The sequence below is a fragment of the Cedecea colo genome, assembly GCF_011808225.1.
GTDB classification, from domain to species: domain Bacteria; phylum Pseudomonadota; class Gammaproteobacteria; order Enterobacterales; family Enterobacteriaceae; genus Dryocola; species Dryocola colo.
In genome coordinates, this window is the sequence record NZ_SOYS01000008.1 from 125,176 (window position 1) to 146,835 (window position 21,660).

Here is a 21,660-nt window from a genome sequence, read left to right on the forward strand (position 1 = left end):
TGTTAAAGTTTGGCTGCGAGTAAATTTTCCAGCTGGCGTTGATCGACGGCGAACTGGCGAATACCGTCGGCCAGCTTTTCAACGGCCATCGGATCCTGGTTATGTTCCCAACGGAATTCCGCTTCGCTCAAAGGCTCAGGCCGACGGAAACCCTGCGAAGTTGGCACCAGCTTACGCATCACCGGCTCTTCACTTTCCTGCAGTTGCTGCAGGAGATTTGGCGCAATGGTCAAACGGTCGCAGCCCGCAAGGGCCAGGATCTGCTCGGTACGACGGAAACTCGCTCCCATCACCACGGTGCTGTAATTGTGCTGCTTAAAGTAATCATAGATATTGCGCACGGATTTAACGCCCGGATCTTCATCTACCACGTACGGATCCATCGGCTTGCGGGCCTGATACCAGTCATAAATTCGCCCAACGAACGGTGAAATGAGGTACACGCCCGCTTCGGCGCAGGCGCGAGCCTGGGCGAAGGAGAACAGCAGCGTCAGGTTGCAGTCGATGCCCTCTTTTTGCAGTTCTTCCGCAGCGCGGATGCCTTCCCAGGTGGAAGCCAGTTTGATCAGAATGCGCGACTTATCAATGCCCTGTTCGGTATAAAGTTCAACCAGACGGCGCGCTTTGGCGATGCTTTTTTCTTTATCGAAAGAGAGGCGGGCGTCTACTTCTGTCGAGACGCGGCCGGGTATGCTTTTCAGAATTTCTGCACCGAAATTAACGGCCAGTTTATCGCAGGCTTCGGCAACCTGTGCTTCCTGAGTACCGCCGCGCTTTTTGCCATAGGCCAGCGCATCCTTTATAAGTGCTTGATAATGTTCTAATCCTGCGGCTTTCAGTAACAAGGATGGATTGGTGGTGGCATCCATCGGCTGGTAGTGGCGGATTGACTCAATGTCGCCACTGTCGGCAACCACGGTGGTGAATTGTTTCATGCCTTCTAGCTGGTTCATAACTATCTCCTTGAAATACAATGTCTTTATGGAGCGTTCCATGTCGCTCACGAGGGAAATCCATTAAATGTATAACTAAAAAGCATAGCAGACGGCCTGCGGGTTGCTGTTAATGACGAATAACATAGTTACTATAACTCTCTAACAAAATTGCCGTCGGATGTTGATAGTATGGTTACGTTCAAAGTTTAGTGAGCTCACAGGCGTGATACTACGTAACCTTAGCTACCCGTTGATAATGAGTAAGAAAGGAACGAAGAAATGGATGAACAACTGAAGCAAAGTGCCCTCGATTTTCACGAATTCCCCATCCCCGGAAAAATTCAGGTTTCGCCAACCAAACCGCTCGCCACCCAGCGTGATTTGGCACTGGCCTATTCGCCGGGCGTTGCGGCACCTTGTCTTGAAATCGAAAAAGATCCGCTGGCGGCCTATAAGTACACCGCGCGCGGCAACCTGGTCGGCGTAGTTTCTAACGGTACAGCCGTGCTGGGGCTTGGTAATATCGGCGCGCTGGCCGGCAAGCCGGTCATGGAAGGAAAGGGCGTATTGTTCAAGAAATTTGCCGGTATCGACGTGTTTGACATTGAAATCGACGAGCAGGACCCGGACAAACTGATTAACGTCATCGCCGCACTCGAACCTACTTTTGGCGGCATCAACCTGGAAGATATTAAAGCGCCGGAATGCTTCTACATTGAAAAAACGCTGCGCGAGCGCATGAACATTCCCGTGTTCCACGATGACCAGCACGGCACCGCGATTATCTGTACCGCTGCGGTACTTAACGGCCTGCGCGTTATTGAGAAAAATATTTCCGATATTCGTTTAGTGGTGTCCGGCGCGGGTGCGGCAAGTATTGCCTGTATGAACCTGCTGGTCGCGCTGGGGATGCAGAAACACAACATCGTGGTTTGCGATTCCAAGGGCGTCATCTATAAAGGCCGCGAAGAAAATATGGCGGAAACCAAAGCTGCCTATGCCGTTGACGATAACGGCAAACGTACGCTGGATGATGTCATTGAAGGCGCCGATATTTTCCTCGGCTGCTCCGGCCCTAAAGTCCTGACGCAGGACATGGTCAAAAAAATGGCGCGCGCGCCGCTGATTATGGCGCTGGCTAACCCGGAGCCGGAAATCCTGCCGCCGCTGGCAAAAGAGGTGCGCCCGGATGCGATTATCTGTACCGGTCGTTCTGATTTCCCAAATCAGGTAAACAACGTGCTGTGCTTCCCGTTCATCTTCCGTGGCGCGCTGGACGTAGGGGCGACGGCAATCAACGAAGAGATGAAGCTGGCCGCGGTTCACGCTATCGCCGAGCTGGCGCATGCTGAACAAAGCGACGTGGTGGCTTCCGCCTATGGTGAAGAGGAGCTGACTTTTGGCCCGGAATACCTGATACCTAAGCCGTTCGACCCGCGCCTGATCGTACAGATTGCGCCAGCGGTTGCGAAGGCGGCGATGGATACCGGCGTGGCAAGGCGTCCGATTGAGGATTTCGAAGCCTATAAAGAGAAGCTCGCCGAATTCGTCTACAAAACTAACCTGTTTATGAAGCCTATCTTCTCTCAGGCGCGTAAAGAACCAAAACGCGTTGTGCTGGCGGAAGGTGAAGAGGCCCGCGTGTTGCATGCAACGCAGGAACTGATCACCCTGGGTCTGGCGAAACCGATCCTGATTGGTCGTCCTTCCGTTATCGAAATGCGCCTGAAAAAGCTCGGCCTGCAAATGCGTGCGGGCACGGACTTCGAAATCGTCAACAACGAATCCGATCCGCGCTTTAAAGAGTACTGGAACGAGTACTACAACATTATGAAGCGCCGCGGCATTACGCAGGAACAGGCGCAGCGTGCGGTTATCAGCAACACCACCGTGATTGGCGCGATTATGGTGCATCGCGGCGAAGCGGACGCCATGATTTGCGGCACCATCGGTGAATATCACGAGCACTTCGAAGTGGTAGAAAAGCTGTTTGGCTATCGTGACGGGGTGAAAGCAGCCGGCGCAATGAACGCGCTGCTGCTGCCGAGCGGTAACACCTTTATTGCCGATACCTATGTGAATGACGATCCAACCCCGGAAGAGCTGACGGAAATCACCCTGCTGGCTGCGGAAACGGTGCGTCGTTTTGGTATTGAGCCGAAAGTGGCGCTGCTGTCGCACTCAAACTACGGTTCCTCCAACTCAAAAGCCGCTTGCAAAATGCGCGCTACGCTTGAGATGGTCCGCGAGCGTGCGCCTGAGCTTGAGATCGACGGGGAAATGCACGGCGATGCAGCGCTGGTGGAAAGCATCCGTAGCGAACGTATGCCGGACAGCCCGCTGAAAGGTTCGGCGAATATCCTGATCATGCCAAACGTGGAAGCCGCGCGCATCAGCTATAACCTGCTGCGCGTCTCCAGTTCTGAAGGGGTAACCGTTGGGCCGGTGCTGATGGGCGTTGCGAAACCGGTGCATGTCTTAACGCCGATCGCTTCCGTTCGCCGCATCGTCAATATGGTGGCGCTGGCGGTTGTTGAGGCGCAGACTACTCCGTTGTAATGCTTCTGACGTAAAATAAAGCGCGGGCTTAAAAGCCCGCGCTTTAGATTGCTGACAAAGAAGGAAAAAGCGTGGTTTTTCCTTCTTTGTGGTTATCAGCCGAAAATCAACGTCTTGATTTTCCTTATTTTTTATTCGGTGGTATACGTTCAACCTGCGTTGGTTGAGAGTTTGTCATCAGTCTGAGCGCGGGGTTAAAACCCCGCGCTTTTTACATTGCGGAGAAAGTGTTCATCACAATCCCGCCGGAAATGATCAGCAGCATTGAGAAAATTGCCGGAAAATCAGGTTTCTGCTTATACAGCACCATTGAGCTGAGGGTCACGCCAACAATGCCAAAACCGCACCACAGCGAATAAGCTACGCCTACCGGAATGGTGCTCATGGCGCGAGTCAGAGCGAAATAGCAAAGCGCGTAGGCACAGATAACCAGTACAGAAGGGCCTAATTTGCTAAAGCCATGGGTTTTCTTAATCATCGACGTGCCGGTAATTTCCGAACCAATTGACAGCGCCAGCCATAAAAATCCGAAATTAAACATGCGTTATTCCTTTAACGTTATTGGGCGGGTTTATTATCCAGCGTGGATGTCCTGGCCGACAGCGCCTCTTCCGGCTCTTCACTGCCCATTTTAGAAAACAAATTCATAATGACGATGCCGCTGGCGATGATCGCCATACCAATGATGGCGGCAGTATCCGGGTGCTGTCCGTAGAAAACCATGCCGAGCGTGGAAACCATCAAAATGCCGGTGCCGGACCACGTCGCGTAAGCCAGTCCGACGGGGATATCCTTGACGGCACGGGATAGCGAGTAGTAGCAGACGCAGTAGAGGACGATGAGCAACACCAGCAGCAGAGTTTTGGTTAGCCCCTGGCTGTTATCGAACATTTTTAGCGTTGACGTGGCTGAGGTTTCCGACAGGATGACCAACAGCATCCACAGCCAACATTTTGCTTTTGAAGACATAATTAACTCCTGATTAGGTCATAAAGTAAGGTTATTTTTTCGGTTTCTTAAAAAATCACAGGCGGCATCGGTTAGCCTCACGCCGGGTGCACAAGCCAGCGTTGGGTCGCAAGAGATCTCTTCAAGGGTGATATAGCGTTGACGAACGCTGTCTGAAACGGGAGCCGCCGTAACGCCATTCGCCAGCTGTTCAGTTAGTTCGTCGAGGGTACACAAGGTTACGCCGAAGGCCTTCATCTGATTAAAAGTTGACTGCATATGAGCGCTATAGGCTGGATTACGGTTGTAGCCGCGAATTTGATTCAGCTCGCTTCTCGGATCGCTATAGTAGCGCAGCGCCAGCGTGGGGATCCGGGCAAGTAACGCATCGTGAAGCCGTTGTATAACGGTGTTTTGTAACGCGCCGTTCATCAACCCTGCGGCCAGTGGATAATCAAAAAAGGGAACGACTACGGCCCCGTAAGCCGTCAGATCGCCTGCTGCGGACAGCGGTTCTCCCAACGAGAGCCAGCGTTCGCGTTCCGCTACGTCCTCGGCAATCAGGATATGAAAATACTGACCGCAGGCGCTTAGCCGCGCAAAGACCTCCTTCTGGTAAGCGAGCGGCGGCGTAACGATCAGCAGAATGGGCTTGCGCAGGCGCTGCAATACCCGTAAAACCAGGCGCTCAATGTCATATTCGTTCATCGCCAGCTCCCGTTAGCGCAGCAGGGTCACCAGAGCACCATTTCTCAGCCCTGCGGCGTTGGCCTCTTCCGTATCAATGTGAAATTCGAGTGCGAAATCGTCACGCACGCGGACGATGACCGCATCAAAAATTACCCGCCGCTCACCGTTACAGCTGACGCGGACTCTCTGACCGTTGCTTACCGCATAGCGCCGCGCGTCCTGCGGCGACATATGAATATGCCGCCAGGCACAAATAACCTGCGACCGTAGCTCAACATGGCCCGCAGGCCCGATGAGCAGGGCATCCCCGGTATTATCCAGCGCGCCGGATTCCCGCAGGGGAGCTTTGATTCCCAGAGTGAAACAGTCGGCGCGGGACACTTCTAACTGAGTGACGAGCCTTGTCGGTCCCAAAACCCGCACGCGTGACAGCGAGCCTTTAGGGCCAACGACCGTCACGCACTCCTCGGCGGCAAACTGACCTGGCTGGAGCAGTGGCTTAAGCGGCGTCAGGGCATAACCCGCGCCAAAGAGCGCTTCGACGTCGGGCTGTGAAAGATGAACATGACGGTTTGAAACCCCGACCGGAATATCCGCTGTCGCAAAGCCGAGCTGTTCGACAACTTTTTCGCGGAGGATAATATCCATCATTTTTTCTTCCCTTTCTTTATCGCTTCCTTATCGTCCTCTTCCGTCAGAACGGGCGACCGGGACAGCTGGGGGGAAGACGTTTCCGTCTCGACTTCCCGCGCGGGCGCAGCGATTGGCGCCAGCCGTGTGGAACGGCCCTTTAATGTCGTTAGCTTTTCCACGGCGCTCCGTTCCGGGCGGGCAATAACGACTGAACTAAGCGAGTGCTCGTCGCCAGCTACTTTTGTGCCCCTTTCAATGGCGGTTTTGATGGCGCTGATTTCTCCTTCAAAGCACACGCTGACGCGTCCGCCTCCTACCTTGCGATAGCCTGTACAGGTCACGTCTGCGGCTTTGCAGGCTGCATCTACTGCCTGGATAGCGGCGACGAGGCCGTAGGTTTCAATGACGCCCAAACTTTTCATTGTCGTCTCCTGTTAATGGCGAACTAAGCGAATATCGAAATCGAATTGCGAGAAAAAGGTCTCCAGACGATCTAATTCCTCGTTGTTGTAAGACGGATCCGTGGTCATCGGATACGGCATGTCGAGTTGCTGATATTTATTTTTTCCTAACTGGTGGTAGGGCAGCATATCGATGCGGGAAATATTTCCGCGCTTCGCCAGTTTCTGTATATATTCAATGGCACCGGTAATGGCATCCCATGAATCGTTATATTCACGAACCAACGGCATTCTGATAATCACGCTGGCACCGGAATCCACCAGCCATTCCAGATTGCGGCGAATACCCTCATTCCCGATCCCGAATAGCGAACGATGGCTTTCACTATTAATTTGTTTAATATCAAACAAAAAAGTGTCTGTAACCGGGGCGAGTTTTTGATAATTTTCAAGCGAAGTGGTTCCCTGGGTTTCAACCGCGGTATTAATCATCATTTTTTTGCATTCGCGGAATAGCGCGACGGCAAAATCCGTTTGTAGACTCATCTCTCCACCACCGATAGTGACCCCGCCACCGGAAGCAATATAGAAGTCATAATCCTGCATCACGATGTCCATCAGCTCGCTGACCGTGACGTCTTTCCCCATTATATGCAGGGCGTTTCTGGTGCAGATGTTTTCGCACCTGCGGCAGCCGATACAGTCTTTTTGGCGATCGACGCTATGCTTTTGGGTGCCATTTTCTTCGCGCATAACGTGGATGCCCGTCGGACAGACGCTGACGCACTCGCCGCAGTCGATGCATTTATCATGTGAAAACATGACCTGAAACTGGCTCATTAGCCCTTCAGGATTGGCACACCATGGACAACGTATATTGCAGCCTTTGAAAAAGATCAGCGTGCGAATGCCGTCGCCGTCATATATAGAATATTTTTGAATATTAAATATTCTTCCTTTTAACGCCTGCGTCGTCATCAAGCTTGCCTCCTGAATAACGTTGAACGTCCTTGTTCTTCTTTATCCTTATTGAAATCAGAATTTTTCAATTATCGTGCGGCTGATTATTTCATCCTGGACCTCTTTACACAGCTCGACGAAATAGGCGCTATATCCGGCGACGCGAACGATCAGGTCGCGATATTTTTCTGGCTCCAGCTGCGCTTTTTTCAGCACTTCGTTGTCGACGTAGCTGAACTGCATTTGACCATTGCCAAGAATGGATGCCGTGCGCAGTAGGGTAATCAGACCGTGGCGGCCTTCCGGCGTATCCAGCAGCCCTTTAAGGAATTTGAAGTTGTGCACCATACCAATGTTCATGGTTTCAACGTTCATTTTACTGACCGATTTGATAATCGCCGTTGGGCCTTGTTTATCCGCTCCCTGAGTTGGGCTGATACCATCGGAGAGCGGCATCCACGCCAGCCGACCGTTTGGCGTGGCGTTTGTTAGCTCACCAATTGGCGTATTGTTAGAGATGGACAGCGTCCCGTGGCTGAGGGTGGAGTAGAGCATCTTATATTTGCGACACTCTTTCTCCGTCCACTCGGTGATATCCAGCGCATAACAATCGACAGAGTTGTCATCGTTGCCGTATTTTGGCGCATTCAGACAGTCGCGGCGCAGGGCATCGTATCCCTCGAAATTTGCTAGCATCGCGTCGCGAACCTGCTCAAGCGTGTATTTCTTCTCTTCATAAACCAGCCTGCGGATGGCGGCCATCGAATCTACGTAGGTCGCAAGGCCTGAGAAGATTAGCCCCGGCCCGTGATTGACTACCGCACCGCCCGCGGCGACATCTTTCCCGCTCGCCATACAGCCTTCAATCAGTAGAGACATCAGCGGCTTAGGCGCGACATCGCGGTGAACGCGCTGGCTGATAACGGTGCCAATTGCCGACAGGCGGACAATATGGGCAACCTGCTGTTTTACGGCAGCATCGAAATCGTCGAACGTATGTAATTCGCGCAGATCGCCGGTGTCGATTCCCTGGTGGCTGTCAAACAGCACCATCCGGCCGCGATTAAGGACAAATTCGATGGCGATCGGCCATTGTGTATAGCCCGTTGATGTCCATTGGTAGATGCGTCCGGATTTTTGCGGTTCCACGCAGCCCATCAGGCAATAGTCGCGCGCATCCTCAAAATCGAATCCTTTGCGCAGCATCATCTTGATATGTGAGTCGTCGAAATGGCAGGCCGGGAACCCCATGCCCGCTTTTACAACGTCAACAATCTTCTCCATATACGGCTGAGGAGACTGGTTATGAATGCGGCAGGCCAGAGACGGCTGATACACTTTCACAAAGCGAACGGCGTCCATAATCAGGTAAGTCAGATCGTTACAGGCATCGCCGCCGCTGCGCTTTTGGCCCCCGACGGTCAGGTTGATAAAAGGCTGATAGCCGGCGAAGTATTTCGCTCCCGCCTCGCTGGACATCCACATTAGCTCTGCGCACTTGATAATAAATGCCTGCATAAGTTCCAGAGCGTCGTCGCGCGTCAGGCGGCCTTCGCGGATGTCGGCTTCGAACATCGGGTAGCAGTACTGGTCGAGTCGGCCCAGCGACAGGCCGGTCTGGTTTTCTTCAACTTCAAACAGGGACTCCAGGGTCCAGACGCTTTGTAAGGCTTCCTGCAGCGTTTTCGGTGGATTGGCCGGGACGTTTTCATTGACCTCCGCAATGGTCAGCAGCTCGGCTCGGCGTTCAGCGTTAGCTTCTGCTGCCGCCAGTTCACGAGCGTGAGCGGCTATACGGCGCGCATAGCCGACCACGCCTTCGCAGGTTTCGATCGCCGCCTTGTAAAAATAGATACGATCGATGTCGTCCGGGTTTTCCATGCTTAGCGCGGCAAGGTTGGCCTGCGCGTCGGCTTTAATACCGTTCATGCCTTTGGTAAACAGCAGCACATCGTAACCCGGACAGGTGTCACCCCCGCCGTTTATCTGATGATAAGAGAGGTCGCTAACGAAGGTTTCGCCGCTGAATGACCAGACGCCAGCTTCGCGATACTGCGCTTCGCAAATTTCATCCAGCGAGCGGCCTTCCCAGAAGGGCACGATCTCTTCGCGAATGGTTTTTTTATCTTCTTCGCTGATAACAAAAGGATCCTGCGGCCGGGTGCTCATGGTATCCAGCTCATCGCGAACCCAGCGCCAGGCGATATCCGGTGAGAAAGCTCCTGCCCGCGGTTTACCGCAGGGATGGCCGACGATCAATTCTTCATCCTGGATGAGGATTGGTGCGGTTTCACAGGCGTGGCGGAACGCTTTGGCGCGCAGTAAAATAGTCGGCAATCCCGGGTTGTTTTTCACCACTTCGGTGAACGCCAGCGCCCGGTAAATGGTTACGCTCGGGCGCGCCTGTAGATAGCGATTGCGCAGACGTTGCAGGCGGGGGGTTAAGCCTTGCATCACCGCCGTATCTTCTGCAATTTGCGCTGCCGGAGCGGTATGCTGCGCGCCCTGAAACAGAGAGACGGAAAGGTTCAGCGTGCTCAGGTTACGTCTGGCGTTGAGAAACAGGCCGGACAGGGCGTTGATTTCAAGGCTGGCGTCGTTCAGGTCGGCACCGTGGAACAGGGCATCAAACATCGGGTAGCCGTGCAGTGAACGCGGCGCGCGAACTTCACTTAACTCCGCCAGCTTCAGCCACAGGCATTCGACGATTTCGTAGGCTTGATCCGGGGTTAAATGCCCACTATCGATGTCACGCTGATACCAGGATAGCAGCGCTTTATCCGCCCCACAGGGATTCACGGCATAGTCGCCATTATCCAGCAGCAGGGCTAGCTGAAACAGGTAAAATGCCTGGCAGGCTTCTTTAAAATTCCTCGCGGGCAGCGCCGGAATGTGATGCAGGATAGCTGCGCTGTCGCGCAGTTCCGCCTGCCGGTAGGGATTGCTTTCTTCGGAGGCCAACGTCTCAAGGCGATCGGCCATTTTTTGTGCCAGCATCAGCAGAGCGTCACAGGCGTAGATGGCGGCGCGACAGGCGTTAACCTCATCCATTCTGCTGCGGCTCAAGGCGCTGCCAGGCGTGCGCATTTTCTCTTCCAGCTGTTTTTTTATCGCCAGAGCGCCTTTATCGACGATGAGCAGATAGTTCGGCGAAGCCAGCTCGGCGCTGAGATTCAGAAACTGGAACACCGACGGCTGCCGGCCAGCGTTGTCGTCGTGGAAAATCACACCGTGAGCCTGGCTTGTCTGGTTGCCAACAATCAGCTCGTCCAGTGAAATGCCGACAGAAAGCTGGCGCATCAGTTCGTAATATCGACGGGCGGGTTTGACGGCGGCTGGAATGCCCGCGATATCGCTATCGAGGGCGCTGTAAGCTGCGGCATGCTCTGTGCATAACGTACTTTTTTGCGACTGTAAACGTTCCGCCAGCACGTTGACGCGTGGCGTTAGGCTGTAGTGTGCCATGAGGTTCTCCTGATGTTCTTATTAATGATCCTGCCCGCAACCGTAGCGTTGGCCGGCCCAGGCCTGGCGATAGATATTCGCCATCGCCTGAGCGTCGGGCTGTTCTGGATTCGTTGGGGTGCAGCTGTCGCGAAGCGCCTGGCCGACCATCTCCGCCGTTTTACTGGCGAAATCAGCGGCGTCTATACCGCATTCACGAATGCCGACCGGCATTTCCATTTCCGCTTTTAATGTCTGAATGGAAACCAGCAGGCTGGTGACCCCTTCGCGGGTTGTCCGTGCGGGGAGAGTGAGCAGATGTGCCAGATGGGCGTATTTACGTGCCGCTCGGGTATCGCATTGCCCTGAGTAGTCGGCATTCCATGCCACGACGTCGGCCATCAGCAGCGCATTCGCCCGGCCGTGTGGAATGCGAAAGACGCCGCCCAGCGCGTGGGCCAGGCTGTGGGTGATACCCAGCGAGGCGTTAGTGAACGCCATTCCCGCCATGCAGGATGCGCTGTGCATCTTTTCCCTTGCCTGCAGGTCGCTTCCCTGGCGCCAGCAGGTTGGCAGGTAGTTGAAAACCTGCTGGACGACTTTTTCCGCCAGTGCGTCGGTAAAGTCGCTCGCCCGCAGGGAAACATATGCTTCCAGAGCGTGGCAGAGGACATCCATTCCGGTATCCGCCGTGATGGACGCCGGCACGGAGGTGACCAGCGAGGGATCCAGAATGGCGATATCTGGCAGCATGAGTGGATCTACCAGGACCAGCTTTTCGGCGCGGGATTTCACTACCGAAAAGGCGGTCACTTCCGAACCCGTACCGCTGGTTGTTGGAATTGCGACAAAGCGAGAGCGGGATGCCATCGGCTCAGGCCTGGCCTGCGCCAGGGTGTAAATAACGGCCTTCGCTGCATCGATAACCGACCCGCCTCCCAGGGCGACCACCAGATCGGGCTGCTGCTCATCCATTATTTTCATGCCGCAGACAACGGTGGCGATATCCGGATCGGCTACCACATCGTCCCAAACCTGAAACGCGATTCCTCGCTGCTGCCAGGATTGCGTGATGCGGGCTGCAAGACCTAATTTGACCATCGCTTTGTCCGTTACCAGCAGGGCGCTGCTGGTGGGCAGGTCGTACAGCGTATTCAGCGCCTGTGGGCCAAAATGGATCCGGGGTTGTAGCTGAAATTCACTCATCGTGTCATTAACTCCTTAGCGATCCCGAAACACGTTCTCGACAATGGCCACCACCGACATGGCTTTATAGAGACCTTTGCCGAGCGCGAACCGCACCTCCACCAGGACGATGTCGTGCAGGCCAGCGCCTACGCTATCGACAGCGACCCAGGTTTTGTCCTTGATGAGCTGCTGTTCATCGTCAAGGGCGGCGATCAGCAGCAGATTGCTGCCGCGCAGCTCATCGCATTTTTGCGTGGCGACAACGTGGCCGATTACCTTTGCGAGAATCATGATTTTTATCGCCTTTTCTCAATGCATTACTTATCCAGACGCTCCAGCACCTGACGTATCACGCGTTCTACGTTTTGCTCGTTAATCTCGTTTTCGCATGGGGCGGAAGGGGTGAGTGAGAACCGGTCATCCGAGTGCCGTGTCACACCGGAGGTAAAGCGCGCGTCATCAAGAATGCTGATCTGCGGTGAAGCAACGGGTTCAGGCCTGAGCTGAGGAATCGCCTGGCTGCCCGGCGTGCGGAGTTCTTCTATAGAGCGCACGCCGTAGCCTACCCTGCGGATGTTTAACAGGTTCATGGGGCCGACATTGTCGGAGCTGGAGCCGCCACCGACCGCGCCGCAGCCGAGCGTCAGGGCAGGAGAGAGATTAGTGGTAGCGCCAATTCCGCCCAGCGCCGCAGGCGTGTTGATCAGGATGCGATTGACGGGCTTTTCGAGGCTGAACTGGCGGATCACATCCTGATTTTGGGTGTGGATCACCAGCGTATGCCCCAATCCTTCGTTGGTGAGCAGTTCCATGACGCGGTTGCAGGCTGCTTTCCAGTCCTCTTCCACATACAGCCCCAGTACCGGACACAGTTTTTCTCGTGAATAAGGATTCTGGTGTGAAACTGTGGTCTGTTCGGCAATTAGCACTCGCGTGTTGGCGGGGACGCGAAAACCGGCAACCTGGCTGAGATAGAGCGCGCTTTTACCTACGGTTTTGGGATTGATCGTACCGTTGGGGCGCATTAAAAGAGCGGCTATTTTGGCGGCTTCATCTTCCTGCATGAAATACACGCCCTGAGCTTCCAGTTCACGGTGTACTTCATCATAAATACAGCGTTCGACGATGACCGACTGTTCGGAAGCGCAAATGACGCCGTTATCGAAGGTTTTGCTGGCGATAATGTCTTTTACCGCACGGGGTATATTGGCGCTGCGCTCAATAAAAGCAGGGCCATTGCCCGGGCCACCGCTGATTGTTGGCGTACCGGAGGCATAAGCCGCACGTACCATTCCTTCTCCACCAGTCGCCAGAATCAGCGATACCTCTTTGCTGTGCATAAGTTCTGAGGTGGCTTCGAGAGTCAGCTCGGTCAGACCGCTGACACTTCCGGCCGGAGCACCTGCGGCTTGTGCTGCGCGTTTAACTATGTCGATCGCTTTCCAGCTGCACATTTTTGCGCCCGGGTGGGGAGAAAAAATAATGGCGTTACCAGCTTTCAGCGCAATGAGCGCTTTATAAAAAATGGTTGAGGTTGGGTTTGTTGAGGGCACCAGCGCGCAGATAACCCCCAGCGGCACGCCCACGTCCATCACTTTTTTTATCGGATCGTCATGGATGATACCGACGGTTTTCATCTCTTTAATGGCCTCATAAACGTGCAGCGAAGCAAAACGGTTCTTCAAAACCTTATCCTGCCAGTTGCCAAAACCGGTTTCTTCGCAGGCCATTTTTGCCAGCGATTCGGCGTGGTGTGCTGCTTCCTGAGCCACATTTTTGACGATGGCGTCGATTTGCTGCTGCGAGAAGCTGGCCAGAATCGCGTGCGCCTGTTTAGCGCTGCGAACCAGCTCCCGGGCGTGCTGCCGTGATTGCAAATCATTATCCAGTTCAATCATGAATCTATCCTTCATCAGACTAAAAGAGTGGAGACGGGGCGTGCTTTGTTACGTCAGGCTTTGTGCTGCGCCGCAATTTTCTCAATATCGTTATGCGGACGGGCAATGACGCGTGAAGTAATGACTTCCCCTACTCGTTTTGCTGCTTCTACCCCGGAGTCAACGGCGGCATTTACGGCGCCGACGTCACCTTTCACCATCGCGGTGACCAGGCCGGAACCGACGTTCTCGTAGCCAATCAGTTCGACATTCGCAGCTTTACACATCGCATCGGCGGCTTCGATGCAGGCCACCAGCCCTTTGGTTTCGATTAGACCAAGTGCTTCTTTCATGTTCTCTCCTGTTAGCCAGCAACTTTGTACTGAGCAACGATTTTGTTAATGTCGTTATGCGGACGAGCAATGACCAGCGAGGTCACGACTTCACCGATGCGCTGTGCGGATTCCACGCCGGAGTCCACGGCGGCTTTCACCGCGCCGACGTCGCCTTTCACCATCGCGGTGACCAGGCCGGAGCCGACGTTTTCGTAACCAATCAGTTCAACGTTAGCGGCTTTACACATCGCGTCGGCAGCTTCAATACAGGCCACCAGCCCTTTGGTTTCGATCAGACCTAATGCATCACCCATTTGTATTCCTCCGGCTTTATGCCTTGTGCTTAATGACGATTTTGTTGATGTCGTTGTGCGGTCGGGCAATCACCAGCGAGGTGACGACTTCGCCAATGCGTTTTGCCGCTTCAACGCCTGAATCTACGGCGGCTTTCACCGCGCCGACGTCACCTTTCACCATCGCAGTGACCAGGCCGGAGCCGACGTTTTCATAACCAATCAGTTCGACGTTAGCGGCTTTACACATCGCATCCGCTGCTTCAATGCAGGCTACCAGGCCCTTGGTTTCTATCAGACCTAATGCATCACCCATTGTGATTTTCTCCTCCTCAAACAGGGTCCCGTGAGTACGAACAACCGTCTGTGCGTCGGCTCAGCCGGGCCGCATCGGCGTTCCAGGTTCACTATAGATACGAAGAGATTGAATGGAATTTAAATCCTTAAACGTTTTATTTTTGGTTTTTTATTCTGATATTTTGCGCTTTATTTATTTCTTTGTGCTGTTTATGCGGCTTGATTTGGCAATGACGCAGGCGAGGGAGACGCAAAATTGCGGCGGGTTTAATGTTGTTATGGAATTGCTAACGTAGTGATGCGTCAGCGTTTAATGCCATATAAAAAACGTGCTTAAAGTCACTATTAATCGCTATTGGTAAGAGGAGCTAAAAAGGCCGCCGGCGGTGAAAAGCGAGAAATGTGAAGTCAGTCAAAGGTGCTGCCGGACTTCAGCGTGCAGATAAAGAGAGGGGAGTTAAGGGAGCTGAGTAAAATAGAGCTGTTGTTCAATCGCTGCATGTTAAGAAACAGGCCGTCGTGGCTGTCGGACATCTCACGCATAAAGTAATCAAAAATCACATCGGGCGACTGGTCGATTGAGGAGGCGCTGGCCTCCCATCTGCTGATTCGATAGTGGCGTTCCAGAGGGGATATCCGCTTGCTGGTATAGCTGAATTTGACGTAGCGCTGAAGGTAGAGCCAGCCCGCCTCGGAATCGGTATAGCCTTCCACAACAATGGAGCCCGCTCCTTTCGCGGCGAAGTTGAAATGAATATTCCCGTTAACGTTCTCTTTTTCCATATTTTCAAAACGCATTATCACTTTCGTGGAACAGGACATATTTCCGGCGTTCTCTTTGGGGAACAGGCGCCAGAGGCTAAAGCCAGCTGCCGCGATAAATACCGCGCCAGAAAGCAGAAATGTGGTACGGGGGATGAGCTTCATTGCGGGTTCCAGGAATAGTAGAAATAGTTGTCGCAATAGCTGAACGCATTGTTTTCATGCATTGCACAATGCGCCATGAAAACGCGTCCCAGGCCATTGGTTTGTAGCTTGTCGCCGTAGAAAAAAATGAATCGTTCATCGGGTCTGCAGGGGAGCGCCAGGCGCTGGCGCACGGCATCAAAGTTTTTATCGTAGACGGTTTCGGTGACGGAACTTAGCATATCGTCGCTCGCCAGCAGCTCACACGGGCTGTTAGCCATAGAAGTCAGCACAATCGGGCGAGATTTCTCTCCGCCGAACAGCGCGGGTATCAGCAATAAAATAGATATCAGTAATAAAGCCACGCTGGCCATATACCAGCACATACCCTGCTGATGCCCGGTGGGCTGTGGGCGTACCGGGTCGTTGATTGTCAGGGAAGGGGCAGTCGGCATTGCATCCGTTGGCGGTGGGACATCGTCGAGCGCTTCTACCAAAATAGCGGGATTGAGCTGTAGATAACCGCGAGAAATGGTGATGATAACGTTCTCAATACCATAGTGCCGGAACGTTTTACGCAGCATACTCAGGTACTGATTAAGATTGGCATTAGATGAGGTAAAGCCGTTATCGTCCCAGACCTTTTTAAGGACTTCATTACGGCTGACTACGCTCTGATTGTGCAGAAAGAATGACAGCAGAGCATTGGCGGTAATGGAAAGCTGGGTATCCGGCTCGTCGTTACCCGCTAAGGTTAACGATCCTTCTTCGGCATTGTAAATCAGACCGGCGTTGAGATTGTAGCGCATAGGCGGCTCTCTCTGTCTGTTTCTGGCGTCCATTCACGCCGACAACGTCACGGCTAACAGGCCGCTAATCAATGCCTGGCGATGCTCTGCGCTTATTATTGGTCCTTTCGTCATCGTGAACAGCCAGATGCCATCTGCCGCGTAGCGTACCTGCATCTTTCTGCGATCGTTGTTCAGAGCGTCGCCTTTTGCCAGATGCGCCAGCATCCAGTCGCGCCAGCACCGGCGCAGCACGGGCTCATCGGGCATAGCCAGCGAAAGAACCATTAGTTGGCGGCTTTCGTCGTTATCCGTCAGAGCGGAAAAGTAATTGAGATAGGCTCGCGTAAAGCGGCCGCAGGACAATGGATTGCCGCTCATTAGCGCAAAGATAGCGTTATCCATAACCGCCAGCAGGCGGGCGAACAGCGCAAAGATCGGCGACTGCTTATAGGGAAACTGATGTATTAAGCCACCCTTGCTGACGCCAGCCTCGTGAGCAAGGGCATTAAGTGATAGGGAAGCAATGCCATCCCGGCCTGCAATCATCGCTGCTAATTCAAGCAGTTGCCGTTGGAGGCGCGTGGGAGCTTTCTTCCGATGAAGCGTTTGCGTGTTCATGCTCGAATCATACCGACCAGACGGCATGATTCTTTTTGATCGCGATCAACGAGGGGGGAGCGCCCGCCAATATTTATCTAAGGCTGTGTCTTATTTCACGTTTTGTTCAGGAAGGGCGATAGCTTAAACCCAGTCCTTAACAGGTAAGAAATCACGATACAAGGCGGCCTCCGGGCTGCCTTCTTCCGGCTGATAGTTATATTCCCAGCGCACCAGCGGCGGCATCGACATTAATATCGACTCCGTGCGCCCTCCGGTTTGTAAACCGAATAGCGTTCCGCGGTCCCACACCAGATTAAACTCTACGTAGCGCCCACGGCGATAAAGCTGGAAGTCGCGTTCGCGCTCGCCCCATGGCAGAGCTTTGCGGCGTTCAACAATCGGCAGATACGCGTCCAGATAACCGTTCCCGACGGCCTGCATAAAACTAAAGCAGTGGTTGAAATCTGGCCTATTCAGATCGTCAAAGAACAGCCCGCCAATGCCGCGCTGCTCGTTGCGGTGTTTAATAAAGAAGTAATCGTCACACCATTTTTTGTAACGCGGGAAAACCTCTTCGCCAAACGGCTGGCACAAATCCCGGGCCGTGTTGTGCCAGTGAACGGCATCTTCTGCAAAACCGTAGAACGGCGTTAAATCAAAGCCGCCGCCGAACCACCATACCGGGTCACTGCCGGGCTTTTCAGCGATGAAAAAGCGTACGTTGGCGTGGCTGGTGGGAACATAAGGATTGAGCGGATGAACAACCAGCGATACGCCCATGGCTTCGAAACTACGTCCGGCAAGCTCCGGGCGGTGCGCGGTTGCGGATGCGGGCATGGCGTCGCCGTGGACATGCGAAAAGTTAACGCCCGCCTGCTCAAAAACGTTTCCGCCGCGTAATACCCGGCTGCGCCCGCCGCCGCCGCCTTTTCTTTGCCAGCTGTCTTCTTCAAAGGTAGCGCCATCAATGGCGGCAAGCTGCTGACAAATGGTGTCCTGCAGCTGCAGCAGGTACTGTTTTACGGCGTGGATATCGGGCGTATTCATAGGATTAACGTTTTCTACCGTGGGCTTTGTGATTATCGAACCAGTTGAAATAACTGATGATGCCATTGGCAATGGCAGTCGCAATTTTCTGACGAAACGCCGTCGTACCGAGCAGCTTTTCTTCGCCGGGATTGGTAATAAATGAGGTTTCCACCAGCACCGAGGGAATCGACGGTGATTTTAGCACTACGAAAGCGGCCTGTTCGGTGTTGCGGCTGTGAAGCTTATGCACCGGTTTGATTTGCTTAAGGATATGTGACCCAAGCGTCAGGCTGTTTTTGATGGTGTCCGTTTGCACCAGGTCAAACAGCACCTGTTGCAGATAATGGTCTTTGTTTTTCACCTTGCTGCCCGCCACATCGTCGGCGGCGTTCTCTTTATCAGAAAGGTATTTTGCCATGGCGCTACTGGCGCCGCGATTGGAGAGGGCGAAAACGGACGCGCCTGCTGCCGTCGGGCTGGTAAAGCCGTCGGCGTGAATAGACATAAACAGGTCTGCGCCGTGCTGGTGGGCAATCTCAACGCGGTCGTATAAGGGAATAAATTCGTCGCTGGTGCGTGTCAGCCTGGCCTCGATCCCCTTGCTGCGCAGAATGCTGCGCACGTTTTTGGCAATCGCCAGCACCACGTGTTTCTCTTTCGAACCATTATGCCCGATGGCACCGGTATCAATGCCGCCGTGACCGGGATCTAACATCACAATGCGGCGGCCGCCGGACTTCTTTGCCGGTTTACTGTGGCTAGTCGTGGTTTTAAGCGATTTGCTCTCCTGACGGGCCAGAGCCTTACTTGCGCTGGATAAGGTCAGGGCAGCCAAACCAGTAAGCAGCAACTGGCGGCGGGTGGTAAGTTGCGTCAGTGATTTAATTTTACTCATACGGCTGATTATTTATCTTATGAATTCTTGATTAGCATTTATATCGTATCGTCAGGGCGTTAACGACAGACGTTTGGCCGAAATGTTTATCTTTTCATTTCAATCCGTGTATGGACGATAAGTATGCCATTTTTTACCGGCTTTTGCGGCAGATATTGGCTTAACGGGAAGGACACGCCATAATCAGGTTTTTAAGACTATAAGCGGCTAATACCATGGAAATACGCGTTTTTCGCCACGAAGATTTCGAAGAGGTCATCACCCTTTGGGAGCGCTGCGATCTTCTGCGCTCGTGGAACGATCCTGAAATGGATATCGAACGTAAGCTGCAGCATGATGCGGATCTGTTCCTGGTTGCGGAAGTGGGCGGGGAAGTTGTCGGCTCATTAATGGGCGGTTACGACGGCCACCGTGGCTCTGCGTACTACCTTGGCGTGCACCCTGAATTTCGCGGGCGCGGCATTGCCAATGCGTTACTCAGTCGCCTTGAGAAAAAGCTTATTGCGCGCGGCTGTCCAAAGATCCACATCATGGTGCGCGAAGAGAACGATCTGGTGATCGGTATGTACGAGCGGCTGGAATACGAACAGCAGGATGTAGTAATGCTCGGCAAGCGCCTGATTGAAGATCAAGAGTATTGATGCTTTTTAACTATCCACCTTCGGATTATGACGTTCACGGCAATCTGAAAACGCCTTTTCTGTTCTGGTGCATTCTTCTTTTTCAGGCGCGGACCTGGTTTTTGCTGGTGCTGGCGGGCGCATCCCGCCAGCAGGGCGATGCCCTGCTCGGTCTGTTCTACCCCGATCGCGACAGCTTCTGGCTGGGCCTGCTGCCCGGCGTTCCGGCGGCGTTAGCCTTTGCGATTAGCGGCCGCCGTCATTTATGGCCGCGCCTGTGGTCGGCATGGCGCTGGGTTTTAACTGCCGCGCAGGTGGCCGTTCTGGTCTGGCAAATTGTGTTAATAGGGCAGGGAGAAGAGCTGACCGGCATAACGCTGGCGCTGCTGATCGGCGATGTTTTTGCCCTGTGGTGGCTGTGCACCAGCCGCCGTTTGCGTGACTACTTTGCGCCACAGCGTGAATGAAGGGCACTTTTAAGCAAGTTTGTACTCCAATGCCCGTTATCACTCCAAAATAAAGGAATTATTGATGAAGTCTTTGCGCCTGATGATGTTAGCCGCGCCGCTGGTACTGAGCGGCTGTTCGACGATTTCTAACATACACTGGTCAAGCCTCTCGCCGATGAGCTGGTTTGGTTCCTCGCCTGAAGTGAGCGAGCAGGGCGTCGGCGGCTTAAACGCCGGCACGCCAATGAATGAAGAAGCCGTCAGCGCAGGGCTTAACGATAATTACCGTCTGCGCAGCGGCATGAAAACCGATAACGGCACCGTGGTTCGTTACTTTGAAGCGATGGATGACAAGACGCTGATGGTTATCGTGAACGGCGATAACGGCACGGTGAGCCGCGTGGACGTAATGGATAAAGAGATTAAAACCGAAAGCGGCGTTGAGATTGGCACGCCGTTTAGCGATCTTTATGAAAAAGCCTACGGCGCGTGCGCAAAAGGGACGGGCGACGATGCCGGGGGCGTTGAGTGTAAGGCACCGGGCAGCCAGCACATCAGCTACTTATTTAGCGGTGAATGGCGCGGGCCGGAAGGCCTGATGCCAGCCGACGACACGCTAAAAAAATGGACCCTCAGCAAAATTATCTGGCGTAAATAAATCAGCGCCCGGTTTGCGTCTCCTCAAGAAGGCGCAGCCGTAATCGAGTATGATATGCCGATAAATGCCACATTGCGTGGCATTCGTTTTTTTCAGGAGGATGCATGTCTCGGGTTCAAACCGGCATTTTGCCGGAGCATTGTCGCGCCGCCGTCTGGCTGGAAGCGAGTATTCAGGGTGATTTCGATGCCGTTCGTCAGGGCTGCAAAACCTTTACTCAATCGCTGAACGCGTTGCAGGAAAAATTTCCGCAAGCGAATCTGGGCGCGGTAGTGGCATTTGGTCATGACCTGTGGCGTGATTTGAGCGGCGGCGTGGGCGCGGAAGAGTTGAAAAACTTTGCTCCGCTGGGCAAAGGGCTTGCGCCGGCAACCCAGCGCGATGTGATGATCCATATTTTATCCCTGCGCCATGACGTAAACTTTTCCGTTGCGCAGGCGGCGCTGGCCGCTTTCGGCGACGCGCTTTCCATCGAAGAAGAAGTTCACGGTTTCCGCTGGGTGGAAGAACGCGATCTGAGCGGTTTTGTTGACGGCACCGAAAACCCGCAGGGCGAAGAGTCTCGTCGTGAAGTAGCGGTAATCAACGAAGGCGTTGACGCTGGCGGCAGCTATGTGTTCGTACAGCGCTGGGAACACAACCTCAGGCAGTTTAACCGCATGAGCGTTGGCGACCAGGAGAGGATCATGGGACGCACCAAAGAAGCCAACGAAGAGATTGATGGCGACGAGCGCCCGGCAACGTCTCACCTTAGCCGTGTCGATCTGAAAGAAAACGGCAAGGGGCTGAAAATTGTGCGGCAAAGTCTGCCATACGGCACCGCCAGCGGTAAACATGGCCTTTACTTCATTGCCTACTGCGCACGCCTGCACAACATTGAGCAGCAGCTATTGAGCATGTTTGGCGAAACCGACGGCAGGCGCGACGGCATGCTGCGCTTCACCAAACCGGTGACCGGCGGCTATTACTTTGCCCCTTCTTTAGATAAGTTATTAAGCCTGTAGAAACGAACGATGGATGGCGCCCATGCTTATCCATCCTACAAGGCGCAGATCGGGTTGGCTTTCGCGCCGCCCGACAAAAAATCCTTCTCAAGTCTTATATCCCTTTCTTATTGCAAATCACCAAACGGTATATAAAAGCGTTACAGCT

Annotated in this window: 24 protein-coding genes; 5 read left to right on the plus strand and 19 right to left on the minus strand. The window is 53.7% G+C overall.

The features are described 5' to 3' along the window. Window positions 1–2: 2 nt before the first annotated feature. Window positions 3–953, minus strand: coding sequence for a transaldolase (tal, locus tag E2L00_RS16310; RefSeq protein ID WP_167613488.1), 951 nt, complete (start codon window positions 951–953; stop codon window positions 3–5). A 261-nt stretch (window positions 954–1,214) separates the two neighbouring features. Between tal and maeB the strand changes: the two genes are divergently transcribed. Next, window positions 1,215–3,494: an NADP-dependent oxaloacetate-decarboxylating malate dehydrogenase gene (gene maeB, locus E2L00_RS16315; protein ID WP_167613490.1), complete on the plus strand. Its 2,280-nt coding sequence runs from the start codon at window positions 1,215–1,217 to the stop codon at window positions 3,492–3,494. Between the two features lie 211 nt (window positions 3,495–3,705). Here maeB and E2L00_RS16320 read toward each other — a convergent pair whose 3' ends face one another. The 18 genes from E2L00_RS16320 to amiA form a co-directional block, all read right to left on the minus strand. Beyond that, window positions 3,706–4,035, minus strand: a complete 330-nt coding sequence (locus E2L00_RS16320) for a DMT family transporter (protein ID WP_167613492.1) — start codon at window positions 4,033–4,035, stop codon at window positions 3,706–3,708. A 17-nt stretch (window positions 4,036–4,052) separates the two neighbouring features. Then, window positions 4,053–4,463: a DMT family transporter gene (locus E2L00_RS16325; protein ID WP_167613494.1), complete on the minus strand. Its 411-nt coding sequence runs from the start codon at window positions 4,461–4,463 to the stop codon at window positions 4,053–4,055. Between the two features lie 18 nt (window positions 4,464–4,481). Further along, a complete protein-coding gene (locus E2L00_RS16330; protein WP_167613496.1) occupies window positions 4,482–5,150 on the minus strand; it encodes a hypothetical protein in 669 nt (222 codons plus the stop codon). A gap of 12 nt (window positions 5,151–5,162) precedes the next feature. Next, window positions 5,163–5,783: a phosphate propanoyltransferase gene (locus E2L00_RS16335; protein ID WP_167613498.1), complete on the minus strand. Its 621-nt coding sequence runs from the start codon at window positions 5,781–5,783 to the stop codon at window positions 5,163–5,165. Beyond that, window positions 5,780–6,187 carry a BMC domain-containing protein gene (locus E2L00_RS16340; protein WP_167613500.1) on the minus strand — a complete coding sequence of 136 codons (408 nt, stop codon included), beginning with the start codon at window positions 6,185–6,187 and terminating at the stop codon, window positions 5,780–5,782. Before E2L00_RS16340 ends, E2L00_RS16335 begins: the two co-directional genes overlap by 4 nt. 12 nt (window positions 6,188–6,199) lie before the next feature. Next, a complete protein-coding gene (cutD, locus tag E2L00_RS16345) occupies window positions 6,200–7,144 on the minus strand; it encodes a choline TMA-lyase-activating enzyme (protein ID WP_201279467.1) in 945 nt (314 codons plus the stop codon). 57 nt (window positions 7,145–7,201) lie between these two features. Continuing rightward, window positions 7,202–10,591 carry a choline trimethylamine-lyase gene (cutC, locus tag E2L00_RS16350; RefSeq protein WP_167613504.1) on the minus strand — a complete coding sequence of 1,130 codons (3,390 nt, stop codon included), beginning with the start codon at window positions 10,589–10,591 and terminating at the stop codon, window positions 7,202–7,204. A 21-nt stretch (window positions 10,592–10,612) separates the two neighbouring features. After that, on the minus strand, window positions 10,613–11,776 hold the full coding sequence (locus E2L00_RS16355) for a 1-propanol dehydrogenase PduQ (RefSeq protein WP_167613506.1): 1,164 nt from the start codon (window positions 11,774–11,776) through the stop codon (window positions 10,613–10,615). Between the two features lie 15 nt (window positions 11,777–11,791). Next, window positions 11,792–12,049, minus strand: coding sequence for a EutN/CcmL family microcompartment protein (locus E2L00_RS16360; protein WP_167613508.1), 258 nt, complete (start codon window positions 12,047–12,049; stop codon window positions 11,792–11,794). A gap of 26 nt (window positions 12,050–12,075) precedes the next feature. Further along, window positions 12,076–13,656, minus strand: coding sequence for an acetaldehyde dehydrogenase (acetylating) (locus tag E2L00_RS16365; RefSeq protein ID WP_167613510.1), 1,581 nt, complete (start codon window positions 13,654–13,656; stop codon window positions 12,076–12,078). 53 nt (window positions 13,657–13,709) lie between these two features. Next, window positions 13,710–13,988, minus strand: coding sequence for a BMC domain-containing protein (locus E2L00_RS16370; protein WP_006821085.1), 279 nt, complete (start codon window positions 13,986–13,988; stop codon window positions 13,710–13,712). Between the two features lie 11 nt (window positions 13,989–13,999). Continuing rightward, window positions 14,000–14,284 (minus strand): BMC domain-containing protein, encoded by a 285-nt coding sequence (locus E2L00_RS16375; protein ID WP_167613512.1) that lies wholly within the window; start codon window positions 14,282–14,284, stop codon window positions 14,000–14,002. A 16-nt stretch (window positions 14,285–14,300) separates the two neighbouring features. Then, entirely contained in the window at window positions 14,301–14,579 is a 279-nt protein-coding gene (locus E2L00_RS16380) for a BMC domain-containing protein (RefSeq protein ID WP_167613514.1), read from the minus strand. 389 nt (window positions 14,580–14,968) lie between these two features. After that, the gene (locus tag E2L00_RS16385; protein WP_167613516.1) at window positions 14,969–15,487 is read right to left on the minus strand and encodes a FidL-like protein; all 519 of its coding nucleotides are present in this window, start codon (window positions 15,485–15,487) and stop codon (window positions 14,969–14,971) included. Then, on the minus strand, window positions 15,484–16,275 hold the full coding sequence (locus tag E2L00_RS16390; RefSeq protein ID WP_167613518.1) for a winged helix-turn-helix domain-containing protein: 792 nt from the start codon (window positions 16,273–16,275) through the stop codon (window positions 15,484–15,486). Before E2L00_RS16390 ends, E2L00_RS16385 begins: the two co-directional genes overlap by 4 nt. A 33-nt stretch (window positions 16,276–16,308) precedes the next feature. Continuing rightward, the gene (locus tag E2L00_RS16395) at window positions 16,309–16,875 is read right to left on the minus strand and encodes a TetR/AcrR family transcriptional regulator (protein WP_167613520.1); all 567 of its coding nucleotides are present in this window, start codon (window positions 16,873–16,875) and stop codon (window positions 16,309–16,311) included. A 123-nt stretch (window positions 16,876–16,998) separates the two neighbouring features. Next, window positions 16,999–17,904 (minus strand): oxygen-dependent coproporphyrinogen oxidase, encoded by a 906-nt coding sequence (gene hemF, locus E2L00_RS16400; RefSeq protein ID WP_167613522.1) that lies wholly within the window; start codon window positions 17,902–17,904, stop codon window positions 16,999–17,001. A gap of 4 nt (window positions 17,905–17,908) precedes the next feature. Then, complete coding sequence (amiA, locus tag E2L00_RS16405) at window positions 17,909–18,781, minus strand: N-acetylmuramoyl-L-alanine amidase AmiA (protein WP_167613524.1); 873 nt, start codon at window positions 18,779–18,781, stop codon at window positions 17,909–17,911. Between the two features lie 215 nt (window positions 18,782–18,996). On the opposite strand from amiA, the gene E2L00_RS16410 reads away from it, so the two are divergent. The 4 genes from E2L00_RS16410 to E2L00_RS16425 all read left to right on the plus strand — a co-directional run bounded on the left by E2L00_RS16410 (window position 18,997) and on the right by E2L00_RS16425 (window position 21,512). Continuing rightward, on the plus strand, window positions 18,997–19,422 hold the full coding sequence (locus E2L00_RS16410) for a GNAT family acetyltransferase (RefSeq protein ID WP_167613526.1): 426 nt from the start codon (window positions 18,997–18,999) through the stop codon (window positions 19,420–19,422). Further along, window positions 19,422–19,868, plus strand: coding sequence for a DUF2919 domain-containing protein (locus tag E2L00_RS16415; protein WP_167613528.1), 447 nt, complete (start codon window positions 19,422–19,424; stop codon window positions 19,866–19,868). The genes E2L00_RS16410 and E2L00_RS16415 overlap by 1 nt, the downstream gene beginning before the upstream one ends. Before the next feature lie 64 nt (window positions 19,869–19,932). Next, window positions 19,933–20,508 (plus strand): RpoE-regulated lipoprotein, encoded by a 576-nt coding sequence (locus tag E2L00_RS16420; protein WP_167613530.1) that lies wholly within the window; start codon window positions 19,933–19,935, stop codon window positions 20,506–20,508. Between the two features lie 104 nt (window positions 20,509–20,612). Further along, window positions 20,613–21,512, plus strand: a complete 900-nt coding sequence (locus E2L00_RS16425) for a Dyp-type peroxidase (RefSeq protein WP_167613532.1) — start codon at window positions 20,613–20,615, stop codon at window positions 21,510–21,512. Window positions 21,513–21,660: the final 148 nt, after the last annotated feature.

Coding starts and splice junctions, on each gene's coding strand:
- E2L00_RS16420 (WP_167613530.1), top strand. CDS start 19,933: ATGAAGTCTTTGCGCCTGATGATGTTAGCCGCGCCGCTGGTACTGAGC.
- E2L00_RS16415 (WP_167613528.1), top strand. CDS start 19,422: ATGCTTTTTAACTATCCACCTTCGGATTATGACGTTCACGGCAATCTG.
- cutC (WP_167613504.1), bottom strand. CDS start 10,591: ATGGCACACTACAGCCTAACGCCACGCGTCAACGTGCTGGCGGAACGT.
- E2L00_RS16325 (WP_167613494.1), bottom strand. CDS start 4,463: ATGTCTTCAAAAGCAAAATGTTGGCTGTGGATGCTGTTGGTCATCCTG.
- E2L00_RS16360 (WP_167613508.1), bottom strand. CDS start 12,049: ATGATTCTCGCAAAGGTAATCGGCCACGTTGTCGCCACGCAAAAATGC.
- amiA (WP_167613524.1), bottom strand. CDS start 18,781: ATGAGTAAAATTAAATCACTGACGCAACTTACCACCCGCCGCCAGTTG.
- E2L00_RS16375 (WP_167613512.1), bottom strand. CDS start 14,284: ATGGGTGATGCATTAGGTCTGATCGAAACCAAAGGGCTGGTGGCCTGT.
- E2L00_RS16425 (WP_167613532.1), top strand. CDS start 20,613: ATGTCTCGGGTTCAAACCGGCATTTTGCCGGAGCATTGTCGCGCCGCC.
- E2L00_RS16385 (WP_167613516.1), bottom strand. CDS start 15,487: ATGAAGCTCATCCCCCGTACCACATTTCTGCTTTCTGGCGCGGTATTT.
- E2L00_RS16395 (WP_167613520.1), bottom strand. CDS start 16,875: ATGAACACGCAAACGCTTCATCGGAAGAAAGCTCCCACGCGCCTCCAA.
- E2L00_RS16340 (WP_167613500.1), bottom strand. CDS start 6,187: ATGAAAAGTTTGGGCGTCATTGAAACCTACGGCCTCGTCGCCGCTATC.
- E2L00_RS16410 (WP_167613526.1), top strand. CDS start 18,997: ATGGAAATACGCGTTTTTCGCCACGAAGATTTCGAAGAGGTCATCACC.
- E2L00_RS16335 (WP_167613498.1), bottom strand. CDS start 5,783: ATGATGGATATTATCCTCCGCGAAAAAGTTGTCGAACAGCTCGGCTTT.
- tal (WP_167613488.1), bottom strand. CDS start 953: ATGAACCAGCTAGAAGGCATGAAACAATTCACCACCGTGGTTGCCGAC.
- E2L00_RS16320 (WP_167613492.1), bottom strand. CDS start 4,035: ATGTTTAATTTCGGATTTTTATGGCTGGCGCTGTCAATTGGTTCGGAA.
- E2L00_RS16380 (WP_167613514.1), bottom strand. CDS start 14,579: ATGGGTGATGCATTAGGTCTGATAGAAACCAAGGGCCTGGTAGCCTGC.
- cutD (WP_201279467.1), bottom strand. CDS start 7,144: ATGACGACGCAGGCGTTAAAAGGAAGAATATTTAATATTCAAAAATAT.
- E2L00_RS16365 (WP_167613510.1), bottom strand. CDS start 13,656: ATGATTGAACTGGATAATGATTTGCAATCACGGCAGCACGCCCGGGAG.
- E2L00_RS16370 (WP_006821085.1), bottom strand. CDS start 13,988: ATGAAAGAAGCACTTGGTCTAATCGAAACCAAAGGGCTGGTGGCCTGC.
- hemF (WP_167613522.1), bottom strand. CDS start 17,904: ATGAATACGCCCGATATCCACGCCGTAAAACAGTACCTGCTGCAGCTG.
- E2L00_RS16330 (WP_167613496.1), bottom strand. CDS start 5,150: ATGAACGAATATGACATTGAGCGCCTGGTTTTACGGGTATTGCAGCGC.
- E2L00_RS16390 (WP_167613518.1), bottom strand. CDS start 16,275: ATGCGCTACAATCTCAACGCCGGTCTGATTTACAATGCCGAAGAAGGA.
- E2L00_RS16355 (WP_167613506.1), bottom strand. CDS start 11,776: ATGAGTGAATTTCAGCTACAACCCCGGATCCATTTTGGCCCACAGGCG.
- maeB (WP_167613490.1), top strand. CDS start 1,215: ATGGATGAACAACTGAAGCAAAGTGCCCTCGATTTTCACGAATTCCCC.